This is a genomic window from Pseudonocardia endophytica, from assembly GCF_004339565.1.
Classification (GTDB): Bacteria; Actinomycetota; Actinomycetes; order Mycobacteriales; family Pseudonocardiaceae; genus Pseudonocardia; species Pseudonocardia endophytica.
Genome location: NZ_SMFZ01000001.1, coordinates 3,588,456 through 3,604,539, shown reverse-complemented (window position 1 = coordinate 3,604,539; position 16,084 = coordinate 3,588,456). Strand labels below are relative to the sequence as shown.

The following is a 16,084-nucleotide window of genomic DNA, read 5'->3' as shown; positions in this document are numbered from 1 at the left end:
GTGGAAGCGCGATGGCCGAGACCGTCGACGTCAACGAGCTGGGTCGCAGCGTCGACCCGAAGTCCCTGTCCGACGAGCAGCTGATCGAGACGCTGACCGTCGCGCTGCGCGACGGCGACCCGGCCGACGTGGACCCGTCGATCTTCGCCCGGCTGGTGAAGAGCGCCTCGAAGCAGCAGCTGGCGACCGTGATGTCGTCGTCGGTGCGGCGCGCCGTCCTGGACGCGATCTTCGGGCGGATGAGCGAGTTCTACTCGTCGAAGGGCGCCGGCGGGAACACCCAGATCGTGCACTGGCACATCAAGGACGGCTCCGATGTGGACAGCTTCACGACGACGATGTCCGGCGGGACGTGCCGGGTGACCGAGGGCGCCGAGGGCGACTACCGCACGGCGCTGACCCTGCCCGGCACGGAGTTCCTCAAGGTCGTCACGAACAACGCCAACCCGGTCACGCTGTTCATGACCCGCAAGCTCAAGGTCGACGGCGACGTCGGCTTCGCGACCGCGCTGCAGAAGATGTTCACGATCCCGTCCGCGTGACGAGAGAGATCCCTCATGCCTTCCTTCGAGCTGTCCGAGGAACACCGCGACCTGCGCGACTGGGTGCACGGTTTCGCCTCCGACGTGATCCGCCCGGCCGCGGCCGAGTGGGACGAGCGGGAGGAGACCCCGTGGCCGATCCTGCAGGAGGCCGCGAAGATCGAGCTCTACAACTTCGAGACGCTCGCCTCCTTCTGGGGTGACGAGTCCGGGCTGTCGATGCCGCTGGTCAACGAGGAGCTCTTCTGGGGCGACGGCGGCATCGGGATGGCGATCTTCGGAACGACGCTCGCCGTGGCCGGCATCTTCTCCTCCGGCACGCCGGACCAGATGGTCGAGTTCATCCCGCAGTGCTACGGCGACGTCGACGACCCGAAGGTCGGCGCGTTCTGCTCGTCGGAGCCGGAGTCCGGTTCGGACGTCGGCGCCATGCGCACGCGCGCGGTCTACGACTCCGCGCGCGACCAGTGGACGCTGTCCGGCCAGAAGGCGTGGGCGACGAACGGTGGCATCGCGAACATCCACGTCGTGCAGGCCGTCGTCGACCCGTCGTTGGGCACGAAGGGGCAGGCCGCGTTCGTCGTGCCGCCCGGGACGCCCGGCCTCGAGTCCACGCGCAAGATCAAGAAGATGGGCCTGCGCGCGTCGCACACGGCCGACGTCTTCCTCGACGACGTCGTCGTCCCGGGCTCGTGCCTGCTGGGCGGCAAGGAGAAGCTCGACGAGCGCCTGGCCAGGGCCCGTTCCGGGGAGCGCTCGCAGGGCTCCGCGGCGATGCGGACGTTCGAGATGTCCCGTCCGACCGTCGGCTCGCAGGCGATCGGCATCGCCCGCGCCGCCTACGAGTACGCGCTGGAGTACGCGAAGGACCGGGTCGCGTTCGGACGGCCGATCATCGACAACCAGTCGATCTCGTTCACGTTGGCGGACATGAAGACCGAGATCGATGCGGCCCGCCTGCTGGTCTGGCGCGCGGCGTGGATGGGGCGCAACGACGTCCCGTTCACCGCGGGCGAGGGCTCGATGTCCAAGCTGAAGGCCGGCCGCGTCGCGGTGTGGTCGACGGAGCGCGCGATCCAGATCCTCGGCGGGGCAGGCTACTCCCGCGAGCACCCGGTCGAGCGCATGCACCGGGACGCGAAGATCTACGACATCTTCGAGGGCACCGAGCAGATCCAGCAGCTCGTCATCGCCCGCGCGATCTCCGGACGGCACCTGGCCTGACCTGCCACGTCACGGTATATCCGACGGGGCGTCGTGCGGCAAGACCCGGTCGGCGGCGCAGACTCCGGCACCCATGAGGGTGCTGATGTCGACGGTCGGGTCGCGGGGTGAGGTCGAGCCGATGCTCGCTCTGGCCCTCGCGTTGCGCGAGCAGGGCGACGATGCGGTGCTGTGCCGTGGACGTGGCGGGCCAGGTCCGCACCGACGGGGCGACGACGACGGCCCGGACGCTCGCGGAGGTGGCATCGCGCGCGAGTGCATGATCGGCGGTGTGGGACGGGCCGACGGCTCGCGCAGGTTGCGGATCGCCGCGTCGGTGATCGACACCGGTTGAGATGGCACTCATGGTTGTCCGGGCCGTGATCGAACAGCCATGAGCGACATGTCAGCCAGAGCAGAGGCGGTGGTGGACCGCTTCCAGGCGGTTGCCGGACGGGTCGCGGACGAACGCGGAGAAGTAGCCGGGGTGGTACTCCGGGCGCTCGTCGACGCCGCCGTCGTCGGAGCCGCCATTGACCATCGCGAGGGCGTGGAACCGGACGACGTCGGCGCGGGCCCCGGCGCGGAACGCCCAGTGGCGGTCGTCCGGAGCGGGGGAGCCCAGCACGATCGACAGGTAGCAGTGCGTGTCGTCGTCCGGTGAGTTGCGTGGGCCGTACCCGGCGGCCGATCCGGTCGAGGACACCCGCTCGTGCCCCAGCTCGCCCAGGACGGCGTCGTAGAACCGGACGGCGGCGTCCAGGTCGTCGACGGTGATCGACACGTGGTCCAGCACGGGATCACCGTAGCCCGGTCCGCGCGGTGATCCGCTGAACGCGCGGAGATCCGGAGTACGCGCGAGCCCGGACGCGTGCGTTCACCGAATGGGCGCACGTCGGCCGGATCGCTGCGCATCCCGTGCGCGGCGGACGGTCAGCGTCCGATCAGCACGGCCTGGGTCTGCGTGGTCTGGCTGATCGGGCGCCCCTCGTCGTCGGTCACGTCGGTCTGCACGACGACCGACGTCCGGCCGCGATGGAGCGCGCGCGTCGTGGCGGTGAGCGTGCCGGCCCTCGCCGCGCGGAACAGCGACGTGTGCGAGCTCGTCGTCGCCGTGCCGGCACCCTCGGGCAGGCCGAGGTAGGCGCAGAGCGCGCCCGTCGTGTCGGCGAACGTCATCAGCGCGCCGCCGTGCATCAGCCCGCCGGTCGTGCACAGGTCCGGTCGGTGCTCGAGCCGGGCGACGACCCGCTCGGCCGACGCCTCGTCGACGGTCATGCCGAGCAGGCGGGCGAACGGCATCGCGTCGAGGAGGGCGTCCGTGTCGGTCATGCGGGGATCCTCGCGGCCGGCGTCCGTCGGCGCCATGACCGTCGAGGTCACTCACCGGGTTCCCGGTCGAACAGCAGCTCCTGCCGGGGCGCGGACTCAGAGCGCGCGGGACCAGTTCTGGCTGTTCAGCTCCGCACCGAACCGGTGGACAGTATTCTCGTCATCAAGATGAAAACCCGCGCGCTCGTAGATGTGCCGGGCCGAGTCGAGCAGGTCGACGGTCCACAGCGTGATCCTCCGGAATCCCGCGCGCCGGGCGAACCGTAGACACTCGTCAACCAGACGAGAACCGATCCGCAATCCGCGGAATCCCGGCTCGACCAGCAGCAACCGCAGCACGGCAGTGTCCTCGTCGGCGCCCGGGACGCAGAACACGGACCCGGCGCGCTCGCCGTCGACCTCCGCGATCCACCCGGCCGACCGGGGATCGGCCGCCTCCGCGTACCGGGCCGCGACGCCCGCGACGAGTGTCTCGAACGTGCCGTCCCATCCGTACTCGGAGGCGTAGAGCGAGCCGTGCCGCGACACCACCCAGCCCAGGTCGCCAGGCTCCAGCCCGCGGAGCACGACGGCGGGTGGTGCCGGGTGCTCGTCGAGCTCGCGGCGCACGTCGCGCATGGCTGCGACCAGCCGGTCCTGCGACCCGCTGCCCAGTGGGGCGAGCAGGTCGCGGACCGCGTCCGTCTGTTTCTCGTCGAGATCCCGAAAAGTCGCGCGGCCCGCGTCGGTGAGCCGGACGACCTGCTTGCGGCCGTCGCCGGACGCGCGCTCCCGCTCGACGAGGCCGCGCTCGTCGAACCGCCCGAGGATCCGGCTGAGGTAGCCGGCGTCCAGGCCGAGGTCGCGTCGCAGGTCGCCGGTCTCGACGCCGCCGCGGTCGGCGAGCTCGAACAACACGCGGGCCTCGGTGAGCGTGTACGACGAGCCGGCGAGCCCGGCGTCGAGCACGCCGATGACCCGCGTGTAGAAGCGGTTGAACGCACGGACGTGCTGCACCGCGGCAGTTCCCGTCGACATGACACGATCCCTTCGTTGTATTCGTCAGAGATTCTATTGACTGAGTCAACGGCTATCCGACGGGCACGCGGAGGCGGCGAGGGGCGAAGATGGGACGGCCGGGTGATCACGAGAGCGAGGAGGAGCCCCACGTGCCGAGGCTGACGTTCCGGGGCCGGACGTGGACACGGGACCGCGCGATGGTGATGGCCATCGTCAACCGCACGCCGGACTCGTTCTACGACCACGGCGCCACGTTCGCCGAGCAGGCCGCGCGGGACGCCGTCACGGCCGCCGTCCGCGAGGGTGCCGACGTGATCGACATCGGCGGCGTGCCGGCCAGCCCCGGTTCCGAGGTCACCGAGGCCGACGAGATCGAGCGCGTGGTGCCGACCGTGGAATGGGTGCGGTCGCAGTTCCCGGACGTGGTGATCAGCGTGGACACGTTCCGCGCCGGACCGGCGGACGCCGTGTGCAAGGCGGGCGCCGATCTGGTCAACGACAACTGGGCGGCCGCCGACCCCGGGATCCTGGAGGTCGCGGCCCGGCACGGCGCCGGCTACGTCAGCGCGCACACCGACCACGTCGCGCCCCGGACCGAGCCGCACCGCCCGCGCTACGAGGACGTCGTCGCCTCCGTCGTGGACCAGACGGTCGCGCTCGCCGAACGCGCCGTCGCCGAGGGCGTGCCCGCGGACGGCGTGCTGATCGACCCGGCGATCGACTTCTCGAAGAACACGCTGCACAGCCTCGCCGTGCTCCGGGAGATCGACCGGATGGTCGCGACCGGCTGGCCGGTGCTGCTGGCGATGTCGAACAAGACCGTGGTCGGGGAGTCCCTCGACGTGCCGCTCGGGGAGCGGCTCACCGGGACGCTCGCCGCGACCGCGCTGGCCGCCGACCGCGGCGTCGCGATGGTGCGGGCGCACCAGGTCCGGGCAACCCGGGAGACCTGCGAGATGGTGGCGACGGTGCGCGGCGAGCGCAGGCCGTCGCGGACCGTGCGGCTGCTCGCGTGAGCGCGAACCACCTGGTCTGGCCGCCGGACCGGGCGGGGCCGATCGACGCGGCCGGGCTGGAGGAGCTCTACCGGTACCCCGACGGTCCGGTACCGCGGGTCGTCGTCAACTTCGTGTCGAGTGCGGACGGAGCGGTCACCGTCGAGGGGAGCTCGCGCGGGCTCTCCACGCCGCCGGACCGGCAGGTCCTGGACCTCGGGACCGACCTCGCCGACGTCGTCCTCGTGGCGGCGGGCACCGCGGTCGCCGAGGGGTTCACCGGTGTGAAGCCGGGCGAGCGCGCCGCCGGTCGCCGGGCCCGGCACGGCCTGCGTGAGATCGCCGCGACCGCCGTCGTCACGGCGTCCGGACGATCGTTGCCCGCGGACGCGCCGGTGCTCACCGACACGCTCGTCCCGACGATCGTGTTCACCTGTGCCGCAGCGCCGTCGGAGCTGCGCGACGCGTGGGCCGCGGCGGGCGCCGACGTCGTCGTGACGGGGGAGCACGACGTCGACCTCGCGGCCGTCGTCGCCGAGCTCGGCCGGAGGGGCCTGAACCGGATCAACTGCATGGGCGGTCCCGCGCTGTTCGGCAGCATGGCCGCGGCCGGGCTGGTGGACGAGCTGCGGCTGACCGTCGCACCGTTCCTGGTGTCCGGCGACGCAGGCCGGATCGCCCGCGGGACGGGCCTCGATCCGGTCCGCCTGACGCTGCTGTCGGTGGTCGCCGCGCACGACACGCTGCTCGTCCGCTACGCGGTGTCCCCCGGGCACGAACACTGAGTGTCTCCTGCAAGATGACTCCGTGCCCCTGCCCGCGAACACGCTGACCGACGGCGTGATCGTGATCAGCCCGTTGCGGTGGGAGGACGTCGAGCCGCACCTCGCGGGCGAGGACGAGGAACTCGTCCGCTGGCTGAACGGTGGTCCCGGCTCACGGGCCACCGTGCACGCGCACGTCCGCCGCTCGATCGAGCGCTGGGCGACCGACGGTCCGAAGCTCTCGTTCGGCATCCGCGTGGACCGGGGCGTGACGCTCTGCGGCACGATCGACGCCGACCTCGACCCGGAGCCCGCCACCCGGCAGGCGGGACTGGCCTACGGGCTGTACCCGCGGTTCCGCGGGCACGGGCTGGCGACGCGCGCGGTGCGGCTGGTCTGCCGCTACCTCGGCGAGCGCGGCGACGTGGACCGCGTGCTGATCGACGTCGACCCGGCGAACGGCGCGTCCTCGCGGGTGGCCGAACGGGCCGGGTTCCGGTTCGTCCGGCACGTCAGCGTCGACGAGGACGACTTCGACCGCTACGAGTTCGTCGTCCGCGTCCCCCGCTGAGCCGCGGTCCGGCACCGGCCCCGGACGCGAAACGGCCGCCCGTGCCACGCTGCACGGACGGCCGAGGGGAGCGTGCGTCAGGACAGGCCGGGGGCCTGGAGGTTCGCGACGCTCGGAACCTGGAACGCCTGGGTGTCGGCCAGCGACGGCAGCGAGTCCGAGGAGGGCGTTGCCGCGGTCGGGGTGGCCTTCGTCGGCACGGCGCCGGTCACGTTCTGGCCGCCGAGCGACATCGTGTTGTCGCTGGTGGACGGCACGGCGCCGGTCAGGGTCGACTCGACGTTCGACGTGTCGGGGACCTGGTTGTTCAGCAGGTCGCTGCCGGGCTGCTCGGCGGCGGAGGCCTGGCCGACGAAGCCGGCGCCCAGTACGGCGACACCGGCGCCTGCGAGCGACAGCCGCAGCGCGTTCCTCGCGAACGTGTCCATGTGTAGTGCCTTTCGGTGTGACGTCGGGGAGCGTCTCGGGGCCGGAGCCCCGGAAAGAGCAACGAGATGGACCAACGACGGTTCCTCACTGGAGCCGTTCGGGCCTGGATCGTCACTCGGAGCGGTGACGATACTGCTCCGGGTGATCGAGGACGTCACCCGGGCGAGATGTTCAGCCCTCGTGCTGCAGCGCCAGCGGGTCCGACACGACCTTCGCGATGTCCTGGCCGTCCGGCGTCAGGAAGTTCTGGACGTTCTCGGTGTCCAGCAGGCCCTGCGGAGTGGGAACCGTCTGCAGCGGGGAGAACGAGCCGCCGCCCGGGAACTGCGGGAACGGCGACGCGGTCTCGTCCGCGTCGGTGAAGTCGGCCGAGTCGCCGCCCTGCGGCGCGTAGTTGTCCTGCACCTGTGACGTGTCGGGCAGCGCGGCCGGATCGGTGTTCGGTGTCGGCTCGTCGTCGGCGAACGCCTGGCCGGCGAGTCCGGCACCGAGTGCGGCGGCGCCTGCGCCGGCGAGCGAGACGCGGAGTGCTGTGCGTGCGTAGGAGTTCATGCGTGGGTCCTCCGGACGATCGGGGGAGCGAGGACGACGGCTGCGGAGCCGGCTCAGAGCTCGGGGAGGGCGACGGCGTCCGAGACGGTGGGCAGCACGAACGTGTCGAGCGATGACGGGGCGAGCAGGTACTGGGGCGCCGGCACGGTCGGCAGCGCGACCAGCGAGGTCGCGTCCGGTACGGCTGCGGTCGGGTCGGCGGTCATCAGGTTCGACGAGCCGGTCTCCGGTGCGTCGTCGGCCTTGTCGGCCTCGTCGGCCGAGGCCTGACCGATGTAGCTCGCGCCGAGCACCACGACTCCGGCTCCGGCGAGCGAGAACCGGAGTGCGTTGCGGGCGAAGGTGTCCATGCGGTTGCGGTCCTTCGGATTGACGTCGGGGAGCGTCGGGGTGTGGGGAGCACCCGCATGTGTAACGAATCATGGCCGCTCTGGTTGCGCTCCGTCGCAACGAACTCGGTGAACGCGCTATCGGCCCAACCGGTTGCGCTGAATGCTCCGCCTGACCCCGGTCGGGTTACGACAGGTGGTGGTCCGGCGCGGACGGCGGGGAGGATGGCCGCGTGCGGAGGTCGTGGGCGTTGCTGACCGGGACGCTGGCCGGGACGGTGGCGACGGCCACCGCGGCGGGGACGGCACTGAGCTGGCACTACTCGACGGTGTTGATCAGCCCGCGGCCGCGGGTCGCGTACCCGGAGCGGGTGATCTCCGCGCAGGGTGACGCCGTGACGGTGCGCCGCAGCCGGGCCGTCGCGCAGCCCGGCGTGTGGGGTCTGCGTCAACCCGTCGGGGACGACGGCACGGAGCAGCTCGCCGTGCTCGGGGACGTCGTCGGGGCCGACGGCGGCTACGTCGTGCGGTCGTGGCTGTCCGGACCGCGCCCGGTGACCGGGCCGGCCGTCGTCGACGCCGGGCCGTTCGATCCCGACCCGTCCGTCAGGGGACTGGCGTTCACCGAGGTCGACGTCCGCACCCCGCTGGGTCCGGCCCCGGCGTGGGAGATCCCCGCGCCGGGAGGCGACGGCATCGGCGGTGACTGGGTGGTCGCCGTGCACGGGAGGGGCAGCTCACGGCGCGAGGCGCTGCGGATCGCACCCGCCCTGCACGCGGCCGGGCTGTCCCAGCTGGTGATCAGCTACCGCAACGACGCGGGTGCGCCGCAGGCTCCGGACGGCCGGTACCACCTCGGCGACACGGAGTGGGAGGACCTGGAGGTGGCCGTCCGGTACGTGCTGGGCCGCGGTGCCCGTCGGGTCGTGCTGTTCGGGTGGTCGATGGGCGCGGCGATCGGCGGGGCGTTCCTGGGCCGCTCGCGGCTGGCCCGCCGGGTGGCCGCCGTCGTGTGGGACGCGCCGCTGCTGGACTGGCGCTCGACGCTGCGGCTGCAGGCGGCGAACCGGCACCTGCCGACACCGCTCGTCGGGCCGGCGCTGGCGTTCACCGGTCTGCGGATCGGCTTCGACGTCGACCGGTTCGACCTGGTCCGCAACCCGCCCGCGGTCCGTCCGCCGACGCTCGTCGTGCACTCCGACGCCGACACGGCCGTGCCGGTGGCGGGCAGCCGGGCACTCGCGAGGGCCGCCGACGCACTCGACTGGCCGCTGCGCTACGTCGAGGTCGCGGGCGTCGAGCACACGGCGAGCTGGAACGCCGATCCGTCCCGCTACGAGCGGGACGTGACCGGCTTCCTGCGCGACGTGCTGGGCTGAGCGGGGTCCTCAGGCCTCGGTGCGGTCCTGGCCGTTACCCACCGGCTTGCCGAACAGCTGGCCCTCGCTCGGCGCCGTCGTCGAGGTCGGGGTGCCCGGGTCGGTCGGCTTCGGGCGGCTCAGCGCCAGCCGCCAGCCCCAGACCGACAGCGCGGTCAGCCCGATCAGCGCAAGGATCCACGGCAGGCGCCGGGTCTTCGCGGTGCCCGGGTCGATCGCCTGGGCCAGGGACTCGCGGACCTCGTCGAGGCCCTCGGACGCACGCGTCGCGAGGTCCGAGCCGACGATCGACACGGCGTCGCCGAGCGATTCCGCGGCGCTCGCCGCATCCGATCGGGCACGCGTCCAGTTGCGACTGGCTTTCGTCATCGACCTGCCTCCCGCGGGGGTATGTCTGTCCTGGCACGATGGTAGTCGTGACCGAACCAGGAAACGCGAAGACGACCGCGACGCTGCGGACCTCCGAGGGCGACATCCGGATCGTGCTGTTCCCGGACCACGCCCCCAAGACGGTCGCGAACTTCGTCGGCCTCGCGGACGGCTCCCAGGACTACAGCCGCCCGAACGCGAGCGGTGGCGACTCCGGGCCGTTCTACGACGGCTCGATCTTCCACCGTGTGATCAGCGGATTCATGATCCAGGGCGGCGACCCGACCGGCACCGGCCGCGGCGGCCCGGGCTACGAGTTCGGCGACGAGTTCCACCCGGAGCTCAAGTTCGACCGGCCGTACCTGCTGGCCATGGCGAACGCGGGCCCCGGGACGAACGGCTCGCAGTTCTTCATCACGGTCGGGCCGACCCCGCACCTGAACCGCCGCCACACGATCTTCGGTGAGGTCGCCGACGCGGAGTCCCGCGCCGTCGTGGACCAGATCGCGCAGACGACGACCGGCCAGGCCGACCGCCCGCTGAACGACATCGTCATCCAGCGCGTCGAGATCGAGCAGAACTGACCGGCCCGGCCGCACCCCCGCCGGGTCCGCCCGAGGCGGTACCGGTCTGCGCCCGGCACCCCGACCGGCCGACCCGGCTCGGGTGCTCGCGCTGCGGACGTCCGGCGTGCCCGGACTGCCTGCGCGAGGCGTCGGTCGGGTACCAGTGTGTCGACTGCGTGCAGGAAGGGGTGCGTTCGACGCCCCGCTGGCGCAACGTCGCCGGCGCCCGGCGGGTCGGACGGCCGGTGGTGGTGCCCGCGCTGATCGCGGTCAACGTCGTCGTGTTCGCGCTGACCGTGGTCGCCGCGGGCAGCCTGAACCGCAACGACGCGTCGGCGCTGTTCCAGTACGGCTCCCTCGTGCCGGGCCTGGTCACCGACGGCGAGTGGTGGCGTCTGATCACCTCGGGCTTCCTGCACTTCGGCCCGATCCATCTGCTGTTCAACATGTTCGCGTTGTTCGTGATCGGCCGTGAGGTCGAGGGCGTGCTCGGACGGGCGCGCCTGATCACGGTCTACGCGGTGTCGCTTCTCGGCGGGTCGGCCGCGGTCATGCTGTTCTCGAGCCCGGCCAGCCAGACTGCGGGCGCCTCCGGTGCCGTGTTCGGCGTGATGGCCGCGCTGGCCGTCCTCGCGCTGCGCCTGCGTGTACCGGCCCGCCAGGCGTTCGGCCTGATCGCGCTGAACATCGTGATCAGCATCGTGGTCCCCGGCATCTCGCTCGTCGGGCACCTGGGCGGGCTCGTGGCCGGAGCCGCGACCACCGCCGCGCTGGTCTACACGCCGGCGCGCAACGGCCCGGGTCTGCAGATCGCGGCCGTGTCCGGCGTCGTGGTGGTGCTGCTCGCCCTGATCGGCGTCTCGGTCGTCTGACGCCCGGAGCGCGTCACCCGAGGCGGGCGTGCAACGCCTCGGCGACCTCCTCCGGGTCCTCGCCGAGCTCCAGCCGGCCGAGCACGACGAGCCGCTCCCCGTCGTCGACGGCGGTGCGCAGGTCCAGCTCCAGCAGTGACGTCTCGCGGCCGAGGCGACGGGTCCGCAGGACGCGTATCCCGTCGACGCGTGACCACGGCACGTGCAGGCTCCACGTGAGCCTGCGGACCGTGAGCCCGTCCGGTCCGGCGCTCAGGCGGGGCCGCGCGCGCGTGCCGGACAGCGCGGCGAGACCCAGGCCGATGGTCGCGACAGCGGCCAGCAGCTGTCCCGGGGCGTCCGCCGCGGCGACGCGCAGCAGCACGAACCAGGCCAGCGCGGCCACGGCGAGCACCCACGCCATGACGACGAGCCCACCTGGCGTCGACCACTCCTGCTGATCACTCATCGTGATCATTTCGACTATCCACAGTAACCATCCACACTGGGGATGGACTTACACGCGTGTGTTTCAGCAGCTCAGCGCCAGCGCATGGTCATCAGCAGGCCGATCACGATGAGCGCGAAGCCGATGAGGAAGTTCCAGTTCCCGAGCGGGACCATGAACGGCACCTGGGCGCCGCTCGACCCCGGACCGGCCAGGTAGCTCACCACGAGCCAGGCCAGACCGATCACCCACATCGCGATCATCACGCCGATGTAGACCGGATGCGTCGGGCCGGCCACCTTGACCGGCGTCCGGCTCGTCGTGGGCGGCGTGTAGTCGCTCTTCTTGCGAACCTTGGATTTCGGCATCGGACCTCATCGAACGCTGTTTCCGTGCGGACGGCCCCGTGTATCTGGGCCGGGGAGCTCGCCGTCCACCGTAGCGTGGATCGGGGACGGTCGACCTGTCAGACCCCGGCGACCAGTTGCTCGACCTCGGCGCCCAGGGCCGCGACCGTCGCCTCCGGAACGGCGTGACCTGCGGTTCCGAGCCAGTTGGCCAGCAGCCGGTGCCCGTGCTGGGTGAGCACCGACTCGGGGTGGAACTGGACTCCCTCGATGGGCAGGTCCCGGTGCCGGACGGCCATGATCAGGCCCGACTCGGTGCGGCCGGTGACCTGCAGCTCCGGCGGGAGATCGTCCGGCCGGATGGTCAGCGAGTGGTAGCGGGTGGCGACGAACGGCGACGGCAGCCCGCGCAGCACCCCGACGCCGTCGTGGTGGACCAGCGACGTCTTGCCGTGCAGCAGCTCCGGGGCGCGCTCCACGACGCCGCCCCACGCCACGCCGAGCGCCTGGTGGCCCAGGCAGACGCCGAGCAGCGGCCGTCCGCTACGGGCGGCGGCGTGCACGAGCTCGATGCTCCGACCGGCCCGCTCCGGCGTTCCGGGGCCGGGGCTCAGCAGCACGGCTCCGAACTCGTCGACGTCGGAGGGCTCCACCTCGTCGTTGCGGCGCACGACCGGCTCCACGCCGAGCTGGGCCAGGTACTGGACGAGGTTGTAGACGAAGCTGTCGTAGTTGTCGACGACCAGGACCCGCATCCGGTCTCCCTAGTTGTTGAACGGGAACCCGGGACCGAACGTGCTGTCCCCGGTGTTGCCGCCGCCGTTGTTCTGACCGCCCGCCGCGCCGACGACGAGCTGGACCTCGGTGTTGCCGTCGGACTGTGAACCGCCGGACGGCGATTGGGAGAGCACCTTGTTCACCTGCGAGGTGTCCGAGACCTGCTGGGCCTGCAGGCGGTAGGCCAGCCCGGCCGCGTCGAGCTGGTTCACCGCGTTGCGGTAGTCCTGCCCGACGACGTTCGGCACCTGCTTCTGGTTCCCCTTGCTGATCTGCAGGGTGATCGTGGCGTTCTTCGAGACCTTGGTCCCGGCCGACGGGTCGGTGCCCACGACGGAGCCCGCCTGGCCGCCGCCGTCGACGGTGCTCGTCGTGACGTTCGTGAACCCGGCGTTCCGCAGCGTCGACTGCGCCTGGTCCGCGGACTGCCCGGACACGTCCGGCACGGCGACCGTGGTCTGCTCCTTGCCGATCACGACGGCGACCGGTGTGTTGCCGGGGACCGTGACTCCGGGACCGGGGTCCGACGAGATGATCTTCCCGACCTGGTTCGAGTCCGACGTCTCCCGCTCGGTCTGGCCGCCGAGCCGGAGGCCGGCCCCCTGCAGCAGGGGCTGTGCCTCGTCGATCGTCTTGCCGGTCAGCGCCGGGACGGTGGCCTGCGCGGGCCCGGTGCCCACGAAGATCGTCACCCGGCTGTTCTCCGGGACACTGTTGCCGCCGCCGGGGTCGGTACGGACGACCTTGCCGACCTGTGCCGTCTCCGACGGCTCCTGCTGGAGGTCGGGCAGCAGGTTCGCCTGGGTGAGGGCGCCGCGGGCCTGGTCGGGCGTCTGACCGAGCACGTCCGGAACGGTCACCGCGGACGCGCCGCTGGTGCCGAACATCTGGTACCCGACGAACCCGAGCAGCCCGAGGACCGCGATCACGGCGATCCAGATGCCGATCTTCTTGCCTCGGCCGCCGCGCGGCTCGTCGTCGTAGTCCGGGTGGCCGGGCGGGATCGTGTGCCTGCCGGTCGGCGGACCGCCGCCCCCGGCGTACACCCGCCGGGTCGGGACGGCGGCCGTCGCGTCGGACTCCATCAGCTCGGTGCGCTCGTACTCGCTCATCACCATCGGCGCGAGCACCGGCTCACCGTTGCGCACCCGGATCAGGTCGGCGCGCATCTCGGCGGCCGACTGGTAGCGGTTCGCCGGGTTCTTGGACAGCGCCTTGAGCACGATCGCGTCCAGCGCGGGCGGCACCGACGGGTTCAGCTCCGACGGGGCGCGCGGGTCCTCCCGCACGTGCTGGTACGCGACCGCGACCGGGGTGTCGCCGGTGAACGGCGGGTCGCCGGTGAGCAGCTCGTAGAGCACACAACCCGCGGCGTAGACGTCCGACCGCGCGTCCACCGACTCGCCGCGGGCCTGCTCAGGGGACAGGTACTGGGCGGTGCCGATCACGGCGGCGGTCTGGGTGACGTTCTGGCCCTCACCGAGCGCGCGGGCGATGCCGAAGTCCATCACCTTGACCGCGCCGGCCCGATTGATCATCACGTTGGCGGGTTTGACGTCCCGGTGGATGATCTGGTGCCGGTGCGAGAAGTCGAGCGCCGCGCACACGTCGGCCATCACCTCGACCACCCGCTGCTGGGACAGCGGACCGGTGGTCTTGACGATCTCGCGCAGCGTCTGCCCGTCGACGAACTCCATGACGATGTAGGGCAGCGGGCCGAACTCGCTCTCCACCTCGCCGGTGTCGTAGACCGCGACGATGGCCGGGTGGTTCAGCGACGCCGAGTTCTGCGCCTCGCGACGGAAGCGCAGCTGGAACTGCGGATCGCGCGCCAGGTCGGCGCGCAGCACCTTGACGGCGACGTCCCGGGACAGGCGCGTGTCCATCCCGTGGTGCACCTCGGACATGCCGCCGTAGCCGAGCGGGTCTCCCAGCTCGTATCGCTCGGACAGCAGACGGGGTGTCGTCATCAGCTCAGGTTCCCGGGGTCGGTGGCGTACACATCATGCCGTTCGGGGCCGTGTCGTACCGGCCCGGCGTGTCCGGCTGCGCCGGAACGGCGGTACGGAGGGCTCATCGGACGACTACCGCCGATGATCCGTACCTGCCGGTCTCCGGCGGCCGTCCGCCGTCCGCCGGACCCACGAGGTCGCCCTTCCATCCGATGACGGTACCGGTGGTACCGGTCACCGACGTCGCGGTCAGCGCGCTCAGCGAGCCCCCGCGCAGGATCAGCACCGCGATCGCGATCGCGACGAGCGCCAGCAGCACGAACAGCACTGCCAGGAACGCCCTGCTCCGGCCGGAGCGGCGCGGTGTCATGTCCAGGGGGCCGGACGGGTGCTCCACACGGTGCTCGGCCGGCCGGACCGGACCCACCGACGCGTGCCTGCCGGAGTCTGGCGGTGGCTCGACCGGGCGACGCTGCGGGGGAGGGACCGGACTGCGCCGGTTCCCGGTCGCCCACGGCGCCTCCGCGTCCGGCGGGGTCGACGTCCTGGCGGGCGCGTCGTCCGGGTACGTGGAGCCGGGATCCGCCTGCCGCATCGGTGGCGGGGGACCCGCACGGCCGGGTGGTGGCGGACCGGGCCTGCGCGGAGCCTCCGGCGCGAACCCGGCCGGGCCACGCCCACCCGGCGGCGGGCCGCCGGGGATCGGACCGGAGCCGGGTGGCGGGGTAGCGGGTGCGGGCGGCGCCTGCGGCTCGGCCCGGACGGTCGAGGTGGCCGGGTCGCCGGAGGCGATCCCCGCGGCGGGCGCCGGACGGCCGTCGCGCACGGCGGCGACCGCTGCGGCGAACTCGGCGCCGTCCGCGTAGCGCTGGTCCGGGTCCTTGACCAGCACCGAGTAGATCAGCCCGCGTACCCGCTCCGGGATCGACGACGGCAGCGGCGGCGGGTCGTCGCGGACCTGCATCATCGCGACCGCGACGGCGCTGTCCGCGCGGAACGGCCGGTGCCCGGCCAGGCACTCGTACCCGACGATGCCCAGCGAGTAAACGTCGCCCGCCGGTCCGGCCTCCTCGCCGCTGGCCTGCTCGGGGGCGATGTAGTGGGCGGTGCCCATGACCATCCCGGACCGGGTGACCGGCACCGCGTCCGCCGCCTTCGCGATCCCGAAGTCGGTGAGCTTCACGACGCCGTCGGTCCGCAGCAGGATGTTGCCCGGCTTCACGTCGCGGTGCACGAAACCGCGCGCGTGCGCCGCCTGCAGGGCACGCGACGCCTGCTCGAGCACGTCCAGCGTGTCGGACACCGGCATCGGACCCCTGCCGATCCGGGTGGACAGCGGCTCGCCGCGCACCAGCTCCATGACCAGGTAGGCGGTCCGGCCGCCGCCCGCCGGGCCGTCGTCCTCGCCGTAGTCGTGCACGGCGGCGATCCCGGAGTGGTCGAGCGAGGCGACCGTGCGTGCCTCGATCCGGAAGCGGTGCAGGAACTCCGGGTCGTCGGACAGGTCGGCCTTGAGCACCTTGACCGCGACACTGCGGCCCAGGCGGGTGTCCTGGGCCTCCCACACCTCGCCCATGCCACCGACCGCGATCCGCCGGTCCAGGCGGTACCGGTCCGAGATCAGCTGACCGGTGGCGAGCGCGCTCATCCGGTGCCCCCCGGCGAGGAGGGGCACCGGA

Annotated in this window: 21 protein-coding genes; 9 read left to right on the top strand and 12 right to left on the bottom strand. The window is 72.3% G+C overall.

Annotation, left to right across the window (positions count from 1 at the left end):
* Positions 1 to 11 precede the first annotated feature (11 nt).
* The 3 genes from EV378_RS16700 (at position 12) to EV378_RS16690 (ending at position 2,100) form a co-directional block, all read left to right on the top strand.
* Complete coding sequence (locus tag EV378_RS16700) at positions 12 to 542, top strand: SCP2 sterol-binding domain-containing protein (protein WP_132426313.1); 531 nt, start codon at positions 12 to 14, stop codon at positions 540 to 542.
* A gap of 15 nt (positions 543 to 557) precedes the next feature.
* Complete coding sequence (locus EV378_RS16695; protein WP_132426310.1) at positions 558 to 1,766, top strand: acyl-CoA dehydrogenase family protein; 1,209 nt, start codon at positions 558 to 560, stop codon at positions 1,764 to 1,766.
* Between the two features lie 73 nt (positions 1,767 to 1,839).
* Positions 1,840 to 2,100: a hypothetical protein gene (locus EV378_RS16690; protein WP_132426307.1), complete on the top strand. Its 261-nt coding sequence runs from the start codon at positions 1,840 to 1,842 to the stop codon at positions 2,098 to 2,100.
* A gap of 51 nt (positions 2,101 to 2,151) precedes the next feature.
* On the opposite strand, the gene EV378_RS16685 is transcribed toward EV378_RS16690, so the two are convergent.
* The 3 genes from EV378_RS16685 to EV378_RS16675 form a co-directional block, all read right to left on the bottom strand.
* The gene (locus tag EV378_RS16685; RefSeq protein WP_132426304.1) at positions 2,152 to 2,541 is read right to left on the bottom strand and encodes a VOC family protein; all 390 of its coding nucleotides are present in this window, start codon (positions 2,539 to 2,541) and stop codon (positions 2,152 to 2,154) included.
* 137 nt (positions 2,542 to 2,678) lie between these two features.
* Positions 2,679 to 3,077: a PaaI family thioesterase gene (locus tag EV378_RS16680; protein ID WP_132426301.1), complete on the bottom strand. Its 399-nt coding sequence runs from the start codon at positions 3,075 to 3,077 to the stop codon at positions 2,679 to 2,681.
* Positions 3,078 to 3,173: 96 nt separating this feature from the next.
* On the bottom strand, positions 3,174 to 4,094 hold the full coding sequence (locus EV378_RS16675) for a bifunctional helix-turn-helix transcriptional regulator/GNAT family N-acetyltransferase (RefSeq protein WP_132426298.1): 921 nt from the start codon (positions 4,092 to 4,094) through the stop codon (positions 3,174 to 3,176).
* Between the two features lie 131 nt (positions 4,095 to 4,225).
* Between EV378_RS16675 and folP the strand changes: the two genes are divergently transcribed.
* The 3 genes from folP to EV378_RS16660 are packed head-to-tail and all read left to right on the top strand — an operon-like array spanning position 4,226 to position 6,406.
* Positions 4,226 to 5,092, top strand: a complete 867-nt coding sequence (gene folP, locus EV378_RS16670; protein WP_243653502.1) for a dihydropteroate synthase — start codon at positions 4,226 to 4,228, stop codon at positions 5,090 to 5,092.
* Complete coding sequence (locus EV378_RS16665; protein WP_132426292.1) at positions 5,089 to 5,856, top strand: dihydrofolate reductase family protein; 768 nt, start codon at positions 5,089 to 5,091, stop codon at positions 5,854 to 5,856. The genes folP and EV378_RS16665 overlap by 4 nt, the downstream gene beginning before the upstream one ends.
* Before the next feature lie 22 nt (positions 5,857 to 5,878).
* A complete protein-coding gene (locus EV378_RS16660) occupies positions 5,879 to 6,406 on the top strand; it encodes a GNAT family N-acetyltransferase (protein WP_165922313.1) in 528 nt (175 codons plus the stop codon).
* A gap of 77 nt (positions 6,407 to 6,483) precedes the next feature.
* On the opposite strand, the gene EV378_RS16655 is transcribed toward EV378_RS16660, so the two are convergent.
* From EV378_RS16655 to EV378_RS16645, 3 genes are all read right to left on the bottom strand, one after another.
* Positions 6,484 to 6,834, bottom strand: a complete 351-nt coding sequence (locus tag EV378_RS16655; protein WP_132426286.1) for a hypothetical protein — start codon at positions 6,832 to 6,834, stop codon at positions 6,484 to 6,486.
* A 172-nt stretch (positions 6,835 to 7,006) separates the two neighbouring features.
* Complete coding sequence (locus tag EV378_RS16650; RefSeq protein ID WP_132426283.1) at positions 7,007 to 7,387, bottom strand: hypothetical protein; 381 nt, start codon at positions 7,385 to 7,387, stop codon at positions 7,007 to 7,009.
* 53 nt (positions 7,388 to 7,440) lie between these two features.
* Complete coding sequence (locus EV378_RS16645) at positions 7,441 to 7,737, bottom strand: hypothetical protein (RefSeq protein WP_132426281.1); 297 nt, start codon at positions 7,735 to 7,737, stop codon at positions 7,441 to 7,443.
* Between the two features lie 212 nt (positions 7,738 to 7,949).
* Here EV378_RS16645 and EV378_RS16640 point away from each other — a divergent pair, with 212 nt between their 5' ends.
* Positions 7,950 to 9,095 (top strand): alpha/beta hydrolase family protein, encoded by a 1,146-nt coding sequence (locus EV378_RS16640; protein ID WP_243653501.1) that lies wholly within the window; start codon positions 7,950 to 7,952, stop codon positions 9,093 to 9,095.
* A gap of 9 nt (positions 9,096 to 9,104) precedes the next feature.
* Here EV378_RS16640 and EV378_RS16635 read toward each other — a convergent pair whose 3' ends face one another.
* Positions 9,105 to 9,464: a hypothetical protein gene (locus tag EV378_RS16635; RefSeq protein ID WP_132426279.1), complete on the bottom strand. Its 360-nt coding sequence runs from the start codon at positions 9,462 to 9,464 to the stop codon at positions 9,105 to 9,107.
* 38 nt (positions 9,465 to 9,502) lie between these two features.
* Between EV378_RS16635 and EV378_RS16630 the strand changes: the two genes are divergently transcribed.
* Positions 9,503 to 10,048: a peptidylprolyl isomerase gene (locus EV378_RS16630; protein WP_132426276.1), complete on the top strand. Its 546-nt coding sequence runs from the start codon at positions 9,503 to 9,505 to the stop codon at positions 10,046 to 10,048.
* Between the two features lie 170 nt (positions 10,049 to 10,218).
* Positions 10,219 to 10,902, top strand: coding sequence for a rhomboid family intramembrane serine protease (locus EV378_RS16625; protein WP_243653500.1), 684 nt, complete (start codon positions 10,219 to 10,221; stop codon positions 10,900 to 10,902).
* A gap of 13 nt (positions 10,903 to 10,915) precedes the next feature.
* Here the strand turns inward: EV378_RS16625 and EV378_RS16620 are convergent, their stop codons facing one another.
* From EV378_RS16620 to EV378_RS36770, 5 genes are all read right to left on the bottom strand, one after another.
* Positions 10,916 to 11,350 carry a PH domain-containing protein gene (locus EV378_RS16620; protein ID WP_132426270.1) on the bottom strand — a complete coding sequence of 145 codons (435 nt, stop codon included), beginning with the start codon at positions 11,348 to 11,350 and terminating at the stop codon, positions 10,916 to 10,918.
* A 71-nt stretch (positions 11,351 to 11,421) separates the two neighbouring features.
* The gene (crgA, locus tag EV378_RS16615; protein ID WP_132426268.1) at positions 11,422 to 11,697 is read right to left on the bottom strand and encodes a cell division protein CrgA; all 276 of its coding nucleotides are present in this window, start codon (positions 11,695 to 11,697) and stop codon (positions 11,422 to 11,424) included.
* 98 nt (positions 11,698 to 11,795) lie between these two features.
* Positions 11,796 to 12,431, bottom strand: a complete 636-nt coding sequence (locus EV378_RS16610; RefSeq protein ID WP_132426265.1) for an aminodeoxychorismate/anthranilate synthase component II — start codon at positions 12,429 to 12,431, stop codon at positions 11,796 to 11,798.
* Between the two features lie 9 nt (positions 12,432 to 12,440).
* Entirely contained in the window at positions 12,441 to 14,423 is a 1,983-nt protein-coding gene (gene pknB / locus EV378_RS16605) for a Stk1 family PASTA domain-containing Ser/Thr kinase (RefSeq protein WP_132426262.1), read from the bottom strand.
* Positions 14,424 to 14,526: 103 nt separating this feature from the next.
* Entirely contained in the window at positions 14,527 to 16,053 is a 1,527-nt protein-coding gene (locus EV378_RS36770) for a serine/threonine-protein kinase (protein WP_132426259.1), read from the bottom strand.
* Positions 16,054 to 16,084 lie beyond the last annotated feature (31 nt).

What these genes read in the sequence shown, in the direction of transcription:
- EV378_RS16630 (WP_132426276.1), top strand. Translation starts at nt 9,503, where the DNA reads ATGGTAGTCGTGACCGAACCAGGAAACGCGAAGACGACCGCGACGCTG.
- EV378_RS16655 (WP_132426286.1), bottom strand. Translation starts at nt 6,834, where the DNA reads ATGGACACGTTCGCGAGGAACGCGCTGCGGCTGTCGCTCGCAGGCGCC.
- crgA (WP_132426268.1), bottom strand. Translation starts at nt 11,697, where the DNA reads ATGCCGAAATCCAAGGTTCGCAAGAAGAGCGACTACACGCCGCCCACG.
- EV378_RS36770 (WP_132426259.1), bottom strand. Translation starts at nt 16,053, where the DNA reads ATGAGCGCGCTCGCCACCGGTCAGCTGATCTCGGACCGGTACCGCCTG.
- EV378_RS16675 (WP_132426298.1), bottom strand. Translation starts at nt 4,094, where the DNA reads ATGTCGACGGGAACTGCCGCGGTGCAGCACGTCCGTGCGTTCAACCGC.
- EV378_RS16635 (WP_132426279.1), bottom strand. Translation starts at nt 9,464, where the DNA reads ATGACGAAAGCCAGTCGCAACTGGACGCGTGCCCGATCGGATGCGGCG.
- EV378_RS16645 (WP_132426281.1), bottom strand. Translation starts at nt 7,737, where the DNA reads ATGGACACCTTCGCCCGCAACGCACTCCGGTTCTCGCTCGCCGGAGCC.
- EV378_RS16695 (WP_132426310.1), top strand. Translation starts at nt 558, where the DNA reads ATGCCTTCCTTCGAGCTGTCCGAGGAACACCGCGACCTGCGCGACTGG.
- EV378_RS16690 (WP_132426307.1), top strand. Translation starts at nt 1,840, where the DNA reads ATGAGGGTGCTGATGTCGACGGTCGGGTCGCGGGGTGAGGTCGAGCCG.
- EV378_RS16650 (WP_132426283.1), bottom strand. Translation starts at nt 7,387, where the DNA reads ATGAACTCCTACGCACGCACAGCACTCCGCGTCTCGCTCGCCGGCGCA.
- EV378_RS16620 (WP_132426270.1), bottom strand. Translation starts at nt 11,350, where the DNA reads ATGAGTGATCAGCAGGAGTGGTCGACGCCAGGTGGGCTCGTCGTCATG.
- EV378_RS16700 (WP_132426313.1), top strand. Translation starts at nt 12, where the DNA reads ATGGCCGAGACCGTCGACGTCAACGAGCTGGGTCGCAGCGTCGACCCG.
- pknB (WP_132426262.1), bottom strand. Translation starts at nt 14,423, where the DNA reads ATGACGACACCCCGTCTGCTGTCCGAGCGATACGAGCTGGGAGACCCG.
- EV378_RS16680 (WP_132426301.1), bottom strand. Translation starts at nt 3,077, where the DNA reads ATGACCGACACGGACGCCCTCCTCGACGCGATGCCGTTCGCCCGCCTG.
- EV378_RS16610 (WP_132426265.1), bottom strand. Translation starts at nt 12,431, where the DNA reads ATGCGGGTCCTGGTCGTCGACAACTACGACAGCTTCGTCTACAACCTC.